This window comes from Pseudomonas sp. Z1-14 (assembly GCF_051132005.1).
Taxonomy (GTDB): domain Bacteria; phylum Pseudomonadota; class Gammaproteobacteria; order Pseudomonadales; family Pseudomonadaceae; genus Aquipseudomonas.
In genome coordinates this window covers 4,550,513-4,567,333 of sequence record NZ_CP071646.1, presented here as the reverse complement: position 1 = coordinate 4,567,333, position 16,821 = coordinate 4,550,513, and the positions used below count along the sequence as shown (strand labels likewise).

The following is a 16,821-nucleotide window of genomic DNA, read 5'->3' as shown; positions in this document are numbered from 1 at the left end:
GCCCGACAGGTCCTGGCCTGTCGGGTTTTTTTTGCTCGACGGTATCAGGCCGTCGCCAGCGAAGCCTTCTGCGAAGCACTCAGGAAACGCAACAGGGCCAGCAACGGGAAGGCGCTACCGATGATCACCACCCACAGCCAGCCGCCATGTTCGTAGACGGCACTGGCGATGGACGAACCGAAAGCGCCGCCAACAAAGATGCTGGTCATGTACAGCGCGTTCAGGCGGCTGCGGCTTTTTGCGTCAAGGGCGTAGATGGTGCGCTGGCCCAGGACCATGTTCATCTGCACGCAGAAATCCAGAACCACGCCGGTCACCGCAAGGCCGATCACGCTATAAGCGGGATGGATGAACGCCGGCAGGAAACTCAGGCTGGCGAACAGCATGGCCAGCAGCGAAGCAATTCGGGTGTGGCCGGCGTCCGCCAGGCGGCCGGCAATCGGCGCGGCGACGGCACCGATGGCGCCGACCAGCGCAAACAGCGCAATTTCAGTCTGGGACAAACCATGGTTGCGCGACAGCTCCAGGGGGACGGCGGTCCAGAACAGGCTGAACGTGGCAAACATGCACGCCTGGTACAAAGCCCGCTGGCGCAACTGCGGCTGCTGGCGTAACAGGGTGCCGAGCGAGCCCAGCAGTTGCGCGTAGGAGGCGCGGTGCTCGGGCTGGCGCTTGGGCACGGTGAATGCCAGGACGATGCTGATTGCCGCCATCAACGCGGCGGCGATCATGAACATCGCCCGCCAGCCAAGGTGATCGGCGACAAGGCTGGACACCGGCCGCGCCAGCAGGATCCCCAACAGCAGGCCGCCCATGATCCCGCCCACGACCCGCCCCCGGGATTCTTCCGGCGCCAGGTGCGCCGCCAGCGGAATCAGCACTTGCACCGAGACGGAACTGAACCCCACCAGCAATGACACCAGCAGGAACACGTTCGGCTGGTCGGTAAACGCCGCGCCCAGCAGGCTGGCGATGGCCACCACGGTGGTGAGAATCATCAAGCGCCGGTTTTCCAGCAGATCCCCCAGCGGCACCAGGAAAAACAGGCCCAGGGCGTAGCCGATCTGGGTCAGCGAGACGATCAGGCTGGCCATGGTGCTGGACAGGCCGACGTCGGGCGCGATCAGTTCGATGATGGGTTGGGCGTAGTAGATATTGGCAACGATGGCGCCGCAGCAGAAGGCAAACAGCAGGACCATGCCCCGGGTCAGGGCAGCGGGCGAGGCGGGTGAATGAGCACTCATGGCAATCTCATCGATCGATTGAAAGGGATGGCGAGAGGCTAAAGACTTGCAGGGCACTGGAACAGGGCTTGGGGTTGATAGCAGTCATGCCTGCGGTTGATGGTAGAACGCGCCAGAGGGAATGTGAAAGTGCTCTTGTGGCGAGGGAGCTTGCTCCCGCTCGGTTGATCGGCAACCGCCTGAATGGGGCTGCTACGCAGTCCAGCGGGAGCAAGCTCCCTCGCCACAGGACCGCGTTCAGCTCACTATTGCCTTACTGCCCGCTATAGATCTGGTCAAAAATCCCGCCGTCGTTGAAATGGGTCTTCTGCACGGTGCGCCAGTCGCCGAAGGTTTTTTCCACCGAGAGGAAATCCACTTTCGGGAAACGGTCGGTGTATTTGGCCAGCACCGCCGGGTCGCGAGGACGCAGGTAGTTGGCGGCGGCAATTTCCTGGCCTTCGGGCGACCACAGGTATTTGAGGTATTCCTCGGCGGCGGCGCGGGAACCTTTCTTCTCGACGACTTTATCCACAACGCTGACCGGTGGTTCGGCTTCGGCGGAGACGCTTGGGTAGACCACTTCGAACTGGTCGCGACCGAATTCACGGGCGATCATTTCCGCTTCGTTCTCAAAGGTCACCAGCACATCGCCGATCTGGTTGGTCATGAACGTAGTCGTCGCGGCACGACCGCCGGTGTCCAGCACGGGGGCCTGCTTGAACAGCTTGCCGACGAAATCCTTGGCCTTGTTCTCATCGCCGCCATTCTTCAGCACATAGCCCCAGGCCGAAAGGTAGGTGTAGCGGCCGTTGCCCGAGGTTTTCGGGTTGGGCACAATCACTTGCACGCCGTCCTTGAGCAGGTCCGGCCAGTCCTTCAGCGCTTTCGGATTGCCCTTGCGCACGATAAACACGGTGGCCGAGGTGAACGGCGCGCTGTTGTTCGGCAGGCGGGTGACCCAGTTATCCGGAACCAGCTTGCCGTTGTCGGCCAAGGCATTGATGTCAGTCGCCATGTTCATGGTGATGACATCCGCTGGCAGCCCATCGATTACCGAGCGCGCCTGCTTGCTCGAACCGCCAAAGGACATCTGCACGGTGATGCTTTCGTTGTGCTCGGCCTGCCAGTGTTTCTGGAACGCGGCGTTGTAGTCCTTATAGAAATCCCGCATCACGTCGTAGGAAACGTTGAGTAGAGTCGGGGCGGCGTGGGCCAGGCTGCCGAACGCCAGGCCGGCGGCGAGGAGGGAGGCGCCAAAGAAATTCTTCACTGCGAGGTCCTTTTTATTGGCAAGGGATGCGGGCGATAAGCCAGCACCCTAGCGATTTGCTTATAGGTCATCAAGAATTAAAAAGTGCTTTGCTTATTCCAATTTCTTAAACAGTGCGTTACCGCAACGAGAACAGAAAGCAGCGCCATGGTCGTGGTTGTTTTTGCTGCACACCGGGCAATTGTGCTTGAGCTGGTCACCGCGCATGGCGGTGGCCAGTTCCGCAGTGAAGATACCCGTCGGTACGGCGATGATCGAGTAGCCGGTAATCATCACCAGGGACGAAACCACTTGGCCCAGCGGCGTCTTCGGCACGATGTCGCCGAAGCCTACGGTAGTCAATGTCACGATAGCCCAATAGATGCCCTTGGGAATGCTGGTGAAACCATGCTCGGGGCCTTCGATGACATACATCAGGGTGCCAAACACCGTCACCAGCGTCGACACGCTGACCAGGAACACGATGATTTTCTGCTTGCTGCCGCGCAGTGCGGCCAATAGATAGTTGGCCTGCTTGAGGTAGGGGCTGAGCTTGAGAACGCGGAAAATCCTCAGCATGCGGATGATCCGTACGATCAGCAGGTACTGGGCATCGCTGTAGTACAACGCGAGGATGCCCGGCACGATCGCCAGCAGATCCACCAGGCCATAAAAGCTGAACGCATAGCGCAGCGGCTTGGGCGAGCAGTACAGGCGCAGGCCGTATTCAACGATGAAAATCAACGTGAAACCCCACTCGATGTAGGCCAGCAGGGCCGCGTAGTTCTTGTGCACGCTGTCGATGCTGTCGAGCATCACGATCACCAGGCTCGCGAGGATGATCAACAGCAGCGTGCTGTCGAAGCGCCGGCCGGCCACCGTGTCGGTCTGGAAAATGATCACGTAGAGGCGTTCACGCCAGTTGTTGTTGCTGTCCATAACCTTCGCCTGAACCAATGACCAGCGCAGCCTAGGGTGATTGCCCCGCAGAGCGCAAGGCGCGATGTCGAGACAGGCTGGGTGCCAAAGCCGCGCGGTGGCATGCACCAGCCAGCACGCGAGAATGAAAGGCGCCGTCAATGGCGCCACGCCCAGCGCCGCGAAACCCGGTGCGAGAAGGACCGCCAGCAGCACGCCCGCCAGCGGCTGCCATGGCCCGCGTGCGTATTGGCCGAGAGCCAGGGCCGCTAACGCCGGGTTGTAGCCGCCCAGGCCGGACAAGGTGTGCGGGCTGTCGTGCAGCCAGGCAAAGGCAAAGCCTGCGACGGAACCGAACAGCGCCCAGCCGGCGGCGCAACGGTTGGCGATCAGCAGGCCGATGGTGATCAGCACACCAGCCAGAGGCTGGTCGAGAAACATGACCTGGCCCAGGCCGTTCAGCGGGGCAAGCAACAGGTTGGGGAGTGTCTGCTCTAGTGCTGCGGGCGAGGGCGCAGGCGGGGCGAGACCCAGCAGCAACCAGCCGAGCCCGACGAAAGGCACGGTGTAGGCGGGCAGGCAGCGTGGGCCTCGGGTGCGCTTGAGCCACTGTTGGGTGAGCATTGCGCTGAGGCCGCCAGCGGCGATGATCAATGGCGGCAACAGGGCTGACCAAGGCAATACCAGGCTCAGCAGCAAACCCAGCAGGATGGCGTTATAGCTGAACAGCCCGGCCTGCCGATCCTCCTTGGCATAACCACGCCGTTGGGCCGTCAGCAATCCGGCCACGCCGCCCAGGAGCGCGCCGCCGAACAACGCTGGCGCGGTGAGCAGAATCGCCAAGAGACAGAACAGGCCGCACAGGGGATGGCGCTGGAGGAAGATCTGGCTGAAGCCGTTGAGCAGGGCGGTGGCCCAGTCTGGGCAGTGGGAGGATGAAGAATGGTTGGGCATATGGGTCAGGGATAAGGGAACACTGTGGCGAGGGAGCTTGCTCCCGCTCGGTTGCGTAGCGACCGCAAAAAAAGGGGCCGCTACGCGACCCAGCGGGAGCAAGCTCCCTCGCCACGGAAAATCAGAGGAGGGTCTCGATACGCAGCGAGTTGGTCGACCCCGGCTGCCCGAACGGCACGCCGGCGGTAATCAGCAGGGTGTCGCCACGCTGGGCCATGCCCTGGGCCTGGGCGATTTCCAGCGCGGTGGAACACACTTCGTCCACCTGCCGCAGCCGATCGTTGACCACCGAATGCACGCCCCACGCGACGGTCAGGCGACGGGCCGCCTGCAAGTTGGGCGTCAGGTTGAGGATCGGCACCGTCGGCCGTTCCCGCGCCGCCCGCAGGCTGGAGCTGCCCGACTCGCTGTAGTTGACCAGCACCGCCACAGGCAGCACGTTGCTGATCCGGCGGATCGCGCAACTGATGGCGTCCGACACCGTGGCCTCGGCTTTCGGTCGGCTGACGTCGAGTTGTGCCTGGTAGTCCGGGCCGTTTTCCACCTGGCGGATGATCTTGCTCATCATCTGCACGGCTTCGAGGGGATAGTCGCCCGAGGCGGTTTCCGCCGACAGCATCACCGCGTCGGCACCTTCGGCCACGGCGTTGGCGACATCGGTGACTTCGGCGCGGGTCGGCGCCGGGGAGAAGCGCATCGACTCAAGCATCTGTGTCGCCACCACCACCGGTTTGCCGAGGGCGCGGCAGGTGCCGATGATGTTTTTCTGAATCTGCGGCACGCTCTCGGCCGGCACCTCGACGCCCAGGTCACCTCGGGCAACCATGATCGCGTCGCTCAGTTCGGCGATTTCCCGCAGTTGGGCGACGGCCGAGGGTTTCTCGATCTTGGCCATCAGGAACGCCTTGTCGCCGATCAGCGCGCGGGCTTCGCGAATGTCCTCGGCACGCTGCACGAATGACAGCGCCACCCAGTCCACGCCCAGCTCCAGGCCGAAGCTCAGGTCGCGGCGGTCCTTGGCGGTCAGTGGGCTCAGGTCAAGCACGGCCTGGGGCACGTTCACGCCCTTGCGGTCCGACAGTTCGCCACCGTTGAGCACCTCGGTATCGATGGCGTCGGTGTGTCTGGCGGTTACCCGCAGGCGCAGCTTGCCGTCATCGAGCAGCAAGTCCATGCCCGGCTCCAGCGCGGCGATGATTTCCGGGTGGGGCAGGTTGACCCGACGCTGATCGCCCGGCGTCGGGTCCAGGTCCAGGCGCAAGGCTTGACCGCGCTGCAACAGCACCTTGCCATCGGCGAACTTGCCGACCCGCAGTTTTGGTCCTTGCAGGTCCATCAGGATGCCCAGCGGGTAATTGAGCTGCTGCTCGACTTCACGGATCCACTGGTAGCGCTGGGCGTGGTCGGCGTGGTCGCCGTGGCTGAAGTTCAGGCGAAAGATGTTCACTCCGGCCTGCACCAGTTCGCGGATGTCATCGATCCCACGGGTGGCGGGGCCGAGTGTCGCGAGGATCTTGACCTTCTTGTCAGGCGTCATTTTTCGGGTTCTCGAGGATCAGGATGGCGCGAAAATCGTTGACGTTGGTGCGGGTCGGCTCGGTGACGATCAACCCGTCCAGCGCGGCGAAGTAGCCGTAGCCGTTGTTGTTATCCAGTTCATCGCTGGCGTTCAGGCCCAGCTCGGTGGCGCGGCGATAGCTGTCCGGGGTCATGATGGCGCCGGCGTTGTCTTCGGAGCCGTCGATGCCGTCGGTGTCGCCCGCCAGTGCATAGATGCCGGGGTGGCCCTTGAGGCTGTCGGTCAGGCTCAGCAGGAACTCGGCGTTGCGCCCGCCACGGCCATTGCCGCGCACGGTGACCGTGGTTTCGCCGCCGGAGAGGATCACGCACGGCGCAGCCAAGGGCTGGCCGTGCAGGGCGATTTGCCGGGCGATGCCGGCGTGGACCTTCGCCACGTCCCGGGATTCGCCTTCCAGGTCACCGAGGATCAATGGGCTGAAACCGGCCTGGCGAGCCTTCACCGCCGCGGCTTCGAGGGATTGCTGAGGACGGGCGATGAGCTGGAAATGACTGCGCGTCAGGCTCGGGTCGCCGGGCTTGACGGTCTCCGATTCCGGACTTTGCAGCCAGGTGCGCACCGAGGCCGGGATCTCGATGCCGTAGCGCTTGAGAATCGCCAGCGCGGCGGCCGAAGTGCTGGGGTCGACCACGGTGGGGCCGGAGGCGATTACCGTGGCGAGATCGCCGGGCACATCGGAAATCGCGTAGGTGTAGACGGTCGCCGGCCAGCAGGCCTTGCCCAGTCGGCCACCCTTGATCGCCGAAAGGTGCTTGCGCACGCAATTCATCTCGCCAATGGTGGCGCCGGACTTGAGCAGGGCCTTGTTGATCGATTGCTTGTCGGCCAGGGTGATGCCGGCCGCCGGCAAGGCCAGCAACGCCGAGCCCCCGCCGGACAGCAGGAAGATCACCCGGTCGTCTTCGTTGAGGTTGCTGACGAGTTCGAGCACCCGTCCGGCCACTTCCAGGCCAGCGGCGTCCGGTACTGGATGAGCGGCCTCGACCACTTCGATTCTCTCGCAGGGCGCGCCATGACCGTAGCGGGTCACCACCAGGCCGCTGACTTCGCCGTGCCAGCAGCGCTCGACCACTTGCGCCATGGCCGCGGCGGCCTTGCCGGCACCGATGACGATCACCCGACCGCTGCGGTCTGCGGGCAGGTACTGTTCGAGGACGTGCTGCGGATGGGCCGCGTCGATGGCCGTGGCAAACAGCTCGCGCAGCAATTGTTGCGGATCGACCGACATGGCGGGCTCCCGATTTTTATTATTGGCTGAGGCGACTCGGTTACCTGTGGGAGCGAGCCTGCTCGCGAAGGCGGTGTGTCAGTCAACGCTTGATTGGCAGGTTGACTGCCTTCGCGAGCGGGCTCGCTCCCACAGGGTTTCGGCTATGTCAGTTATCGCGAATCGAGAAATTGGCCATATGCTCCAGCCCCTTGATCAGCGCCGAGTGGTCCCAATTGCTGCCACCCATGGCCGCGCAGGTGCTGAACACCTGTTGGGCGTTGGCGGTGTTGGGCAGGTTGATGTTCAGCTCCCTGGCGCCTTGCAGCGCCAGGTTCAGGTCCTTCTGGTGCAGGCTGATGCGGAAGCCCGGGTCGAAGGTGCCCTTGATCATGCGCTCGCCGTGCACTTCGAGGATCTTCGACGAGGCGAAACCGCCCATCAGCGCTTCACGGACCTTGGCCGGGTCGGCGCCGTTCTTCGAGGCGAACAGCAGGGCCTCGGCCACGGCCTGGATGTTCAGCGCGACGATGATCTGGTTCGCCACCTTGGCGGTCTGGCCATCGCCGTTGCCGCCCACCAGGGTGATGTTCTTGCCCATCGCCTGGAACAGTGGCAGCGCGCGCTCGAACGCGGCGCTGTCGCCACCGACCATGATGCTCAGGGTCGCGGCCTTGGCGCCGACTTCACCGCCCGATACAGGGGCGTCGAGGTACTGCGCGCCTTTTTCATTGATCTTCGCCGCGAACGCCTTGGTGGCGGTGGGGGAGATCGAACTCATGTCGATCACCACCTTGCCCGCGCCCACGCCGGCCGCTACGCCGTCGGCGCGGAACAGCACATCCTCGACCTGGGGGGTATCCGGGACCATGACGATGATGAACTCGGCCTCCTGGGCGACTTCCTTCGGGTTGGCCAGCACCACCGCGCCGCCTGCCACGAGGTCGGCCGGGGCAGCGTCGTGATGCTGGGTCAGGAACAGGCTGTGCCCGGCCTTTTGCAGGTTCAGTGCCATGGGGTGGCCCATGATGCCGGTGCCGATGAATCCGATTTTAGCCATGTGGAAAATCCTCTCTTGTTTAAGATGCCCCGCGGACTCTGTGGCGAGGGAGCTTGCTCCCGCTGGGCCGCGAAGCGGCCCCAGAAATCCATCGGTGAAAAAACATGCGTCTGCTTCGCAGCCGAGCGGGAGCAAGCTCCCTCGCCACAAAAGCTCGTGTCAGGTCAGATCGCGTTATGGCTTTTCAACCAGCCCAGTCCCGCTTCGGTCGTGGTGAGCGGCTTGTATTCACAGCCGATCCAACCCTGATAACCAATGCGATCCAGGTGTTCGAACAGGAACCGATAATTGATCTCGCCGGTGCCGGGCTCGTTGCGGCCCGGGTTGTCCGCCAGTTGCACATGGTTGATCTCGCCCAGGTGCGCCGACAGCGTCCGGGCCAGGTCGCCTTCCATGATTTGCATGTGATAGATGTCGTATTGCAGGAACAGGTTGGCGCTGCCCACCTGTTCGCGGATCGACAGGGCCTGGGCGGTGTTGTTCAGGAAAAAACCCGGGATGTCGCGGGTATTGATGGCTTCCATCACCAGCTTGATGCCGGCGCCCTGGAGCTTTTCGGCGGCGTACTTCAGGTTGGCGACGAAGGTTTTTTCCGCCAGCGCTTCGTCGCACTTCTGCGAACGGATCCCGGCCAGGCAATTGACCTGGGTGTTGCCCAACACCTTGGCATAGGCAATCGCCAGGTCGACCCCGGCACGGAACTCCTCGACCCGATCCGGCAGGCAGGCGATACCGCGCTCACCCTTGGCCCAGTCGCCGGCCGGCAGGTTGAACAGCACCTGGGTCAGGCCATGGGCATCGAGCAGGGTCTTGAGTTCAGCGGAGCTGTAGTCGTAGGGAAACAGGTATTCGACACCACTGAAACCGGCCTTGGCGGCCGCTTCGAAACGGGCGAGGAAATCCTGCTCGGTAAACAGCATGGACAGGTTGGCGGCGAAACGCGGCATGGTGGTCTCCTGTAAATAGTTGGCAGGCCTCCCTTGTGGAGCGAGCCTGCTCGCGAAAGCGGTATGTCATTCAACATTCAATAAAGGGTAGATCGCCTTCGCGAGCAGGCTCGCTCCCACAGGAGAAGGTCAGTCGAGCAATGAAATCGCGGTGGGTGCATCGTTGCCCACCAGCGCCAGGTCTTCAAATTCATTGACGGCGTTGATCTCGGTGCCCATGGAAATGTTGGTCACCCGCTCAAGGATGATCTCGACGATCACTGGCACCCTGAACTCTTCGATCATCTCCTGGGCCTTGCGCAGCGCTGGCTGGATACCTGACGGCTCGAACACCCGCAATGCCTTGCAACCCAGGCCCTCGGCCACGGCGACGTGGTCCACGCCATAACCGTTGAGCTCCGGGGCGTTGAGGTTGTCGAAGGACAGTTGCACGCAGTAGTCCATGTCGAAGCCGCGCTGGGCCTGGCGGATCAAGCCCAGGTAGGAGTTGTTCACCACGACGTGGATGTAGGGCAGCTTGAATTGTGCGCCCACCGCCAGTTCTTCGATCATGAACTGGAAATCATAGTCGCCCGACAGCGCCACGACCTTGCGATCCGGATCGGCCTTGACCACTCCCAGCGCGGCCGGAATGGTCCAGCCCAGGGGACCGGCCTGGCCGCAGTTGATCCAGTGGCGTGGTTTGTAGACGTGGAGGAACTGCGCCCCGGCGATCTGCGACAGACCGATGGTGCTGACATAGCAGGTGTCCTTGCCGAACACCTGGTTCATTTCCTCGTAGACGCGCTGCGGCTTCACCGGCACGTTGTCGAAATGGGTCTTGCGCTGCAGGCTGGCCTTGCGCTGCTGGCAATCCTGAAGCCAGGCGCTGCGGTTCGTCAGCTTGCCGGCGGCTTGCCATTCGCGGGCCACTTCGATGAACACGGTCAGGGCCGAGGCTGCGTCGGAAACGATGCCCAGGTCGGGGGTGAATACCCGGCCGATCTGGGTCGGTTCGATGTCGACGTGAATGAATGTGCGGCCTTCGGTGTAGACGTCCACCGAACCGGTGTGGCGGTTGGCCCAACGGTTGCCGACGCCCAGCACCACGTCCGACTTGAGCAAGGTGGCGTTGCCGTAGCGGTGCGAGGTTTGCAGGCCGACCATGCCGACCATCAACGGATGATCGTCCGGGATCGTGCCCCAGCCCATCAAGGTCGGGATCACCGGGATGCCGGTGAGCTCGGCAAACTCCACCAGCAAGTCGCTGGCATCGGCATTGATGATGCCGCCACCCGCCACCAGCAATGGGCGCTCGGCCTGATTCAGCATCGCCAGGGCCTTCTCGATCTGCACCCGGTTGGCGGCCGGCTTGGCCAGGGGCAGCGGCTGATAGGCGTCGATGTCGAATTCGATCTCGGCCATCTGCACGTCAAACGGCAAGTCGATCAGCACCGGGCCCGGACGGCCGGAGCGCATCTCGAAGAAAGCCTTCTGAAAGGCGTAGGGCACCTGTCCCGGCTCCAGCACGGTAGTCGCCCATTTGGTCACGGGCTTGACGATGCTGGTGATATCCACCGCCTGGAAATCTTCCTTGTGCATGCGGGCGCGGGGCGCTTGTCCGGTGATGCACAGGATCGGAATCGAGTCGGCCGAAGCGCTGTAGAGGCCAGTGACCATGTCAGTGCCCGCCGGCCCCGAAGTACCGATGCACACGCCGATGTTGCCGGCCTTGGTCCGGGTGTAACCCTCGGCCATGTGCGAGGCGCCTTCAACGTGGCGAGCGAGGACATGATCGATGCCGCCAACCTTTTGCAGGGCAGAGTACAGCGGGTTGATCGCGGCACCCGGGATGCCGAAGGCGGTGTCCACGCCTTCACGGCGCATCACCAGGACGGCGGCTTCGATTGCTCTCATTTTGCTCATTGTTTTGTGCCTCTTACGTTTTGTAATTGTATACAAGTGGCTTTGCGGCAGAGTGTATTCATGGCGAATGGCGCAGGTCAATCCCTTTCCTCAAGCACGCGTTTAATTCGTTGGGAACCTGATTCTGCTGCGGCCTTTTGTCGCTAAAGCTGGTTTGCGTAAATTATTGTATACAAAAATATGTATTGTTGTGTTCTATTTGTGGTGTTCGGTTTTGCTGAAAGTGAAGCCGCCAAGGCTTTCCCATAACAAAAGAAGGACTGCACCCATGAGCGTTCTAACCTTGAAAGTTGCCGTCAACCTGGCGGGACAAGCACTGGCCGCAGGCCGTGAGGTCAATGCAGCCCCCTTGACCGTCGCGGTCCTGGACAGCGGCGGACACCTCGTAGCCTTGCAGCGCGAGGATGGGGCGAGCCTGTTGCGCCCGCAAATCGCTATCGGCAAGGCCTGGGGCGCGATCGCCCTGGGCAAGGGCTCACGCCTGCTGGCCCAGGACGCCCAGCAGCGCCCGGCGTTCTTTGCGGCTTTGAACGGCATGGGCCAAAGCAACATCGTGCCGGCACCGGGCGGAGTGTTGATCAGGGATCAGGACGGGAAGGTGCTGGGGGCGATTGGTGTCAGCGGGGATGTTTCGGATGTGGATGAGCAGGTGGCTGTCAGGGCGGTGGAGGTGTCGGGGTTGAGGGCGGATGTGGGGGTTGCTGTTTGATCATGCGCTGAATCGACTGGCGTATTCGCGAGCAAGCCCGCTCCCACAGGGTCTGGTAACCGACACAAAATATATGGACATCGCAGATCCCCTGTGGGAGCGGGCTTGCTCGCGAATGCAATCGACCCTACACATCCGGCAAAAAAGCTGACCACGACACTTCATTTCCCAGCGCTAACCTTTCAGGATTCGTTAGGGAAGGAGGGCGACGGAATGCCTGCACGCTCAGCTTCACATCGCCTGCGTATCGGTCGCTATGCGGAGCAAAATTGCATCTACTTATTGACTGCCAATACGCTGGCGCGCGAACCGGTCTTCAAAGACCATGGTTTGGGCAGGATCGTCGTTCAGGAGTTCAGGGAGGCACAAGAGCAGGGCATCGCGGACTCCCTCGCATTTGTCGTCATGCCTGATCATGTCCATTGGTTGATTCGACTGCATCAAGGGTCCTTGGGGCAGTTGATGTGCCAAGTAAAATCCATCAGTGCCAAGGGGATCAATGAGGCGACTGGCAGGGCCGGCAGCCTTTGGCAGGCGGGCTACCATGATCGGGCGTTGCGTCGGGACGAAGATCTGAAAATAATGGCGCGTTATGTCGTCGCCAACCCACTGCGGGCAGGCCTGGTGAAGCGGCTTGGCGACTATCCGCTGTGGGACGCCATTTGGCTTTGACATGAAATCGAGTCGCCGCCAATCGCGAGCAAGCCCGCTCCCACAAGGTCTGGCGACCGACACAAAATGTATGAGAATTGCAGATCCCCTGTGGGAGCGAGCCTGCTCGCGAAAGCGGCGACTCGCTCCAGAGCCTAGCGATCCACCTCACACCCCTTCAAAACCAACCGGATAATCGTCTGCGCCGCCGCTTCGTAATCCGCTTCGTCGAGCTTGGCCTTGCCGGTCACGGCGCTGATCTGCCAGTCGAAATCGGCGTAGGTCTGGGTGGCGGCCCAGATGCTGAACATCAGGTGGTTGGGGTCGATGGGGGCGATTTGGCCGCGGTCGATCCAGGTCTGGATGCAGTCGATGTTGTGCCGGGCCTGGGCGTTGAGTTGTTCGACCAGGTCGGCGCTGAGGTGCGGGGCACCGTGCATGATTTCACTGGCGAAGACTTTCGAGGCGAAGGGCAGGTCGCGGGAGATGCGGATCTTGGAGCGGATGTAGTGGCTCAATACTTCGCCCGGCTCGCCGTCAGCGTTGAAGGGCGTGGAGGCCTGGAGGATCGGCTCGATGATGCTTTCCAGGACCTCGCGGTAGAGGTTCTCCTTGGATTTGAAGTAATAGTAGACGTTGGGTTTGGGCAGGCCCGCCTTGGCCGCGATGTCGCTGGTTTTGGTCGCGGCGAAGCCCTTGTCGGCAAACTCTTCGCTGGCGGCACGCAGGATCAGTTCTTTGTTGCGCTCGCGGATAGTGCTCATAAACCCTGGGGTTCCTTGCCGGTTCTGGCGGTGGCGCATGGTAGCACCGGCCTCGCGGGCCGCTCAAGAATGCCCCAAGGCGGCGCCGCTCGCGGTATGCTGCGCAGCATTATTGTTCAAGGAGCCCCTCCATGGCTGGAAGCAGTTTGCTGGTTTTGATCGACGACATCGCCACCGTGCTCGACGATGTGGCGCTGATGACCAAGATGGCCGCCAAGAAAACCGCCGGCGTGCTCGGCGACGACCTGGCGCTCAATGCCCAGCAAGTCTCTGGTGTGCGGGCCGAGCGGGAGCTGCCGGTGGTCTGGGCGGTGGCCAAGGGTTCCTTCATCAACAAGCTGATCCTGGTGCCGTCGGCGCTGGCAATCAGTGCCTTCGTGCCTTGGCTGGTGACACCCCTCTTGATGGTGGGCGGTGCCTACCTGTGTTTCGAGGGGTTCGAAAAACTCGCCCACAAGTTCCTTCACAGCAAGGCTGAAGACCAGGCCGGGCATGCGCAACTGGTGGAGGCGGTGGCCGACCCGGCGGTGGACCTGGTGGCCTTCGAAAAGGACAAGATCAAGGGCGCGGTTCGCACCGACTTCATTCTCTCGGCGGAAATCATCGCCATCACCCTTGGCACTGTCGCTGATGCGCCGCTGACCCAGCAGGTTATCGTGCTGTCGGGCATTGCGATTGTCATGACCGTCGGCGTGTACGGCCTGGTGGCGGGGATCGTCAAGCTCGATGACCTGGGCTTGTGGCTGACCCAAAAGCCGGGCCAGGCCGCCAAAAGCATCGGCGGCGCCATCCTGCGCGCCGCGCCCTACATGATGAAAAGCCTGTCGGTGATCGGTACGGCGGCGATGTTCCTGGTGGGCGGCGGCATCCTGACCCATGGCGTACCGGCGGTGCATCACTGGATCGAAGGCGTGGCGGCTGGCGCCGGCGGCGCCGGGTTCATCGTGCCGATGCTGCTCAATGCGGTGGCGGGGATTGTCGCGGGTGCGGCCGTGTTGGCGGGTGTGCTCGTCGTGGGCAAAATCTGGAAAGCGCTGAAAGGCTAAAGCTGGCAATACACAACCGCTGTGGGAGCGGGCTTGCTCGCGAATGCGGTGTGCCAGAAGACATATTCATCAACTGGCACACCGCATTCGCGAGCAAGCCCGCTCCCACACTGGGATTTACGTCAGGCGTTGGGTTACTCGGCGATCTGCAACTTGCGCGACTCGGTGTACACGTACCGCACCTTCTCATACTCGAACGGCGAGTTCAGCTGCCCGTAGCGGAAGCTGGTCTGGTAGCGCCTGTCCACGCCGCGCAACAGCAGCAGTTCCGGGTGGTTGGAGCTGACCTCCGAGACGTTCAGGAAGTTGATCGCCGATTCCGCGGTGTAGTCCACCAGCAGGCCCGAAGTGTCGCGCAGGTTCGAAGGGCCGAAGATCGGCAGCACGAAATACGCGCCGCCGGGCACACCATAGAAACCCAGGGTCTGGCCGAAGTCCTCGCTCTGGCGCGGCAGGCCCATGGCCGTGGCCGGGTCCCAGAGGCCGGCGATGCCGACGGTGGTATTGAGGAGCAGGCGCGCCGTGGTTTCCATCGAACGCTTGCCCTTCAATTGCAGCAGGCTGTTCATCAGGTTCGGCACGTCCCCCAGGTTGTTGAAGAAATTGCTGACGCCGGTGCGCACGAAGCTCGGGGTGACGTAGCGGTAGCCGTCGACAACAGGGAGGAAGACCCATTCGTCAAAGCGGTAGTTGAAGTGGTAGACGCGGCGGTTCCACGATTCCAGCGGGTCGTAGACGTTCAAAGCGTTGAGCGTCGAGCGTTCGAATTCGCGCTGGTCCAGGCCCGGGTTGAACTTGAGTTTGGTCAGCGGCTCCTTGAAGCCGTCCGAATCCACCACCACGGGGGCATTGGCCTTGCTGTTATCGGCGTGGACCATGCCCGCACTCATTAACGCGGCGATAAGCAGGAGGTATTTAGCCACGGAAGAACTCCAGCATGGCGTCGCTGTTGACGCGATAGTTAAGGTTGCCGCAATGGCCGCCCAGAGGATAAACGGTCAGGCGGTCGCCAAAAGTCTTGCGCAGGAAGCCGAGGTCGCCCGGGCCGAGAATCACATCGTCGGCGTTGTGCATCACCGCGATTTTCGTGCTGGCCTGCAGATAATCCTTCAACGCGTACAGACTCACCTGGTCAACCAGTTGCAGCAGGCTGCCACCGTCGGTGCGCGCACGCCACATTGGGATCACCTGCTCGGTGAGGTAGCAGTCGAAATCGCATTGCAGCGCGCGCTTGAGGAACGGCGTCAGGCTGGTGCTTTCAGTGATCGGGAACTTCGGCGGGATGATCAGGCCGCGACGGTTGATCAGGTCCGAGGTAAAGGCGATGTCGGCCGCCGAGAAACGGAACGACGTGCCGATCAGCATCGCCATCTGTTCGTTGGTCAGGTGTTGCTTGGACTGCTGGAAGTCATACAGCAGTGCATCGTTGAGATCGATGTAGCCTTTCTGCTGGAAGTAGCGGGTCAGCTTGTTCAGCACCAGTTCATAGAATGTCGTGGTGCTGTTGATGCCCTTGACCTCGGTCTGGACCAGCTTGTCCAGGTTGGTGATCGACGTGTAGAGGTTCACAGGCGGGTTCAGCAACAGGACTTTCTTGAAGTTGAAACTGCGCCGGGTCTCGTCCAGGTGCGCAACGAAGGCCGCGTCCAGGGCGCCGAGGCTGTAGCCGGTCAGGTAGTACTCGGTGACGGGCACTTTCGGATTCTGCGCGCGCACAGCCTGCATCACGCGGTACATGTCTTCGGCGTCTTCCTTGGTGATGCCTGGCGTGGCGAAGCGCGAAGCGGCACTCATGAAATCGAAACTGGTGGGCGAGGACAACTGCACTACGTGGTAGCCGGCCTTGTAGTAGAGGCGCTTCAAATACTCGTTGAGCGTGCTGTCATACCGCGCGCCGGTGCCGGCGATCAGGAAGATCAGCGGCGCGGGTTTGTCCTGGGTGGCCATGCGGTAGGTGAGGCTTTTCACCGGCCAGAAATTGTCCGGCAGAATGAATTCGCGCTCCGGACGCAGGGTCAGGCTCTGGTCCGACTGGTTGATGTCCTCATTGAGCGGCAGCTCCGGGCGCAGGTCCGGCGGCGTGGTGGCGATGGTCGCCTCGAACGGGTTGGTCAAGGGGTAGCCATAGCTGGCGGCGTCGACATCCACCGCCAGCGCGGACGCACTCAGGATAAGGCCGCCGGCGAAGGCAGCGAAGCGCAAGGAACGGAGCATGTCTGGATCCCTTAGAGGAAGGTGCCGAATGAAGTTCGCAGCCTATGACCACCGAAGTGAAGCCAAGTGCCATGACGGCTGTAAAACAAGCGCGGACGGGTCGCGATAGTAGCGGGACGATACACGGTGAGGCGTGGTGACCGCTAGTGACCTGGCGGCTCGCCTGGTTCAGGCATGCAAGATTTGATCGAAATCTGCGGTCTGAAACGCCCGGAATGGCTTGCTGGCTTTCTGATGTCGTTTCTCGCTGCCTCAGCGTCGCAGACAGAGCAGGTTCCAGATCGGCGCAGGTTGATGATCAGCCTGTCAGTACTCCACTGGCGTTCGAACCGGTTTGCAGGTGAGCGTGATGGGGGCGCTGTGCACCATAACAATACGTTGACGCTGCTCGG

At 62.1% G+C, this 16,821-nt stretch carries 14 protein-coding genes and 1 pseudogene; 3 read left to right on the top strand and 12 right to left on the bottom strand.

Annotated elements, in window-relative coordinates; all coding sequences use genetic code 11:
• Positions 1 to 44 precede the first annotated feature (44 nt).
• From J3P89_RS21000 to gcl, 9 genes and pseudogenes are all read right to left on the bottom strand, one after another.
• A complete protein-coding gene (locus J3P89_RS21000; protein WP_434695540.1) occupies positions 45 to 1,244 on the bottom strand; it encodes an MFS transporter in 1,200 nt (399 codons plus the stop codon).
• Positions 1,245 to 1,497: 253 nt separating this feature from the next.
• A complete protein-coding gene (locus J3P89_RS20995) occupies positions 1,498 to 2,496 on the bottom strand; it encodes a sulfate ABC transporter substrate-binding protein (RefSeq protein ID WP_434569423.1) in 999 nt (332 codons plus the stop codon).
• A 93-nt stretch (positions 2,497 to 2,589) separates the two neighbouring features.
• Positions 2,590 to 3,414, bottom strand: a complete 825-nt coding sequence (locus J3P89_RS20990) for an ion transporter (protein WP_434625300.1) — start codon at positions 3,412 to 3,414, stop codon at positions 2,590 to 2,592.
• Between the two features lie 111 nt (positions 3,415 to 3,525).
• Positions 3,526 to 4,347 (bottom strand): annotated as a pseudogene (locus J3P89_RS20985) (urea transporter); the annotation flags it as partial.
• 121 nt (positions 4,348 to 4,468) lie between these two features.
• Positions 4,469 to 5,884, bottom strand: coding sequence for a pyruvate kinase (pyk, locus tag J3P89_RS20980; protein WP_434569420.1), 1,416 nt, complete (start codon positions 5,882 to 5,884; stop codon positions 4,469 to 4,471).
• A complete protein-coding gene (locus tag J3P89_RS20975) occupies positions 5,874 to 7,154 on the bottom strand; it encodes a glycerate kinase type-2 family protein (protein ID WP_434695538.1) in 1,281 nt (426 codons plus the stop codon). The genes pyk and J3P89_RS20975 overlap by 11 nt, the downstream gene beginning before the upstream one ends.
• Before the next feature lie 148 nt (positions 7,155 to 7,302).
• Entirely contained in the window at positions 7,303 to 8,193 is an 891-nt protein-coding gene (locus J3P89_RS20970; RefSeq protein WP_434695537.1) for a 2-hydroxy-3-oxopropionate reductase, read from the bottom strand.
• Positions 8,194 to 8,357: 164 nt separating this feature from the next.
• Entirely contained in the window at positions 8,358 to 9,140 is a 783-nt protein-coding gene (gene hyi / locus J3P89_RS20965; RefSeq protein WP_434695536.1) for a hydroxypyruvate isomerase, read from the bottom strand.
• 129 nt (positions 9,141 to 9,269) lie between these two features.
• A complete protein-coding gene (gene gcl / locus J3P89_RS20960) occupies positions 9,270 to 11,045 on the bottom strand; it encodes a glyoxylate carboligase (protein WP_434695535.1) in 1,776 nt (591 codons plus the stop codon).
• Positions 11,046 to 11,313: 268 nt separating this feature from the next.
• Here gcl and J3P89_RS20955 point away from each other — a divergent pair, with 268 nt between their 5' ends.
• Both J3P89_RS20955 and J3P89_RS20950 read left to right on the top strand, forming a co-directional pair.
• Positions 11,314 to 11,754 carry a GlcG/HbpS family heme-binding protein gene (locus tag J3P89_RS20955; protein WP_434695534.1) on the top strand — a complete coding sequence of 147 codons (441 nt, stop codon included), beginning with the start codon at positions 11,314 to 11,316 and terminating at the stop codon, positions 11,752 to 11,754.
• Positions 11,755 to 11,967: 213 nt separating this feature from the next.
• On the top strand, positions 11,968 to 12,426 hold the full coding sequence (locus J3P89_RS20950) for an REP-associated tyrosine transposase (protein WP_434695533.1): 459 nt from the start codon (positions 11,968 to 11,970) through the stop codon (positions 12,424 to 12,426).
• Positions 12,427 to 12,560: 134 nt separating this feature from the next.
• On the opposite strand, the gene J3P89_RS20945 is transcribed toward J3P89_RS20950, so the two are convergent.
• Positions 12,561 to 13,169, bottom strand: coding sequence for a TetR/AcrR family transcriptional regulator (locus J3P89_RS20945; protein WP_198798355.1), 609 nt, complete (start codon positions 13,167 to 13,169; stop codon positions 12,561 to 12,563).
• A gap of 131 nt (positions 13,170 to 13,300) precedes the next feature.
• Here J3P89_RS20945 and J3P89_RS20940 point away from each other — a divergent pair, with 131 nt between their 5' ends.
• Positions 13,301 to 14,215: a DUF808 domain-containing protein gene (locus J3P89_RS20940; RefSeq protein ID WP_434673841.1), complete on the top strand. Its 915-nt coding sequence runs from the start codon at positions 13,301 to 13,303 to the stop codon at positions 14,213 to 14,215.
• Between the two features lie 134 nt (positions 14,216 to 14,349).
• Here J3P89_RS20940 and J3P89_RS20935 read toward each other — a convergent pair whose 3' ends face one another.
• Positions 14,350 to 15,138 (bottom strand): MlaA family lipoprotein, encoded by a 789-nt coding sequence (locus J3P89_RS20935; RefSeq protein WP_434603179.1) that lies wholly within the window; start codon positions 15,136 to 15,138, stop codon positions 14,350 to 14,352.
• The gene (locus tag J3P89_RS20930) at positions 15,131 to 16,429 is read right to left on the bottom strand and encodes a serine/threonine protein kinase (RefSeq protein WP_434695532.1); all 1,299 of its coding nucleotides are present in this window, start codon (positions 16,427 to 16,429) and stop codon (positions 15,131 to 15,133) included. Before J3P89_RS20930 ends, J3P89_RS20935 begins: the two co-directional genes overlap by 8 nt.
• Between the last annotated feature and the right edge of the window lie 392 nt (positions 16,430 to 16,821).

What these genes read in the sequence shown, in the direction of transcription:
- J3P89_RS20945 (WP_198798355.1), bottom strand. Translation starts at nt 13,169, where the DNA reads ATGAGCACTATCCGCGAGCGCAACAAAGAACTGATCCTGCGTGCCGCC.
- J3P89_RS20940 (WP_434673841.1), top strand. Translation starts at nt 13,301, where the DNA reads ATGGCTGGAAGCAGTTTGCTGGTTTTGATCGACGACATCGCCACCGTG.
- J3P89_RS21000 (WP_434695540.1), bottom strand. Translation starts at nt 1,244, where the DNA reads ATGAGTGCTCATTCACCCGCCTCGCCCGCTGCCCTGACCCGGGGCATG.
- J3P89_RS20930 (WP_434695532.1), bottom strand. Translation starts at nt 16,429, where the DNA reads ATGCTCCGTTCCTTGCGCTTCGCTGCCTTCGCCGGCGGCCTTATCCTG.
- J3P89_RS20990 (WP_434625300.1), bottom strand. Translation starts at nt 3,414, where the DNA reads ATGGACAGCAACAACAACTGGCGTGAACGCCTCTACGTGATCATTTTC.
- J3P89_RS20955 (WP_434695534.1), top strand. Translation starts at nt 11,314, where the DNA reads ATGAGCGTTCTAACCTTGAAAGTTGCCGTCAACCTGGCGGGACAAGCA.
- J3P89_RS20970 (WP_434695537.1), bottom strand. Translation starts at nt 8,193, where the DNA reads ATGGCTAAAATCGGATTCATCGGCACCGGCATCATGGGCCACCCCATG.
- gcl (WP_434695535.1), bottom strand. Translation starts at nt 11,045, where the DNA reads ATGAGCAAAATGAGAGCAATCGAAGCCGCCGTCCTGGTGATGCGCCGT.
- hyi (WP_434695536.1), bottom strand. Translation starts at nt 9,140, where the DNA reads ATGCCGCGTTTCGCCGCCAACCTGTCCATGCTGTTTACCGAGCAGGAT.
- J3P89_RS20950 (WP_434695533.1), top strand. Translation starts at nt 11,968, where the DNA reads ATGCCTGCACGCTCAGCTTCACATCGCCTGCGTATCGGTCGCTATGCG.
- pyk (WP_434569420.1), bottom strand. Translation starts at nt 5,884, where the DNA reads ATGACGCCTGACAAGAAGGTCAAGATCCTCGCGACACTCGGCCCCGCC.
- J3P89_RS20975 (WP_434695538.1), bottom strand. Translation starts at nt 7,154, where the DNA reads ATGTCGGTCGATCCGCAACAATTGCTGCGCGAGCTGTTTGCCACGGCC.